Origin of the sequence: Hwanghaeella sp. 1Z406, from assembly GCF_048892425.1 — a bacterium.
Lineage (GTDB): Bacteria > Pseudomonadota > Alphaproteobacteria > UBA8366 > Aestuariispiraceae > Pacificispira.
Genome location: NZ_JBLZHU010000054.1, coordinates 1 through 280, shown reverse-complemented (window position 1 = coordinate 280; position 280 = coordinate 1). Strand labels below are relative to the sequence as shown.

Annotated in this window: 1 protein-coding gene; it reads left to right on the top strand. The window is 42.5% G+C overall.

Features of this window, described 5'->3' with window-relative positions:
* Positions 1-280: aminotransferase class III-fold pyridoxal phosphate-dependent enzyme (locus tag ACOSDR_RS20320; protein ID WP_420732361.1), on the top strand; the 280-nt coding region annotated here is incomplete at both ends.

Sequence of the window (280 nt, the reverse complement as noted above, 5' to 3'; positions counted from 1 at the left end):
CAGATGTTGAGGGTACTCAATACCTCGACTGTTTAGCTGGGGCAGGAACATTGGCTTTAGGTCATAATCATCCTGCGGTGATTCAAAGTATTCAAGATACATTGGCAAGTGGCTTGCCTTTGCATACTTTAGACTTAACGACTCCTTTAAAAGATGCTTTTACTGAAGCACTTTTGGCTTACTTGCCAGGCGGTAAAGAAGAATATTGCTTACAGTTCTGTGGACCATCTGGTGCAGATGCTACAGAAGCGGCGATTAAACTTGCTAAAACATATACTGG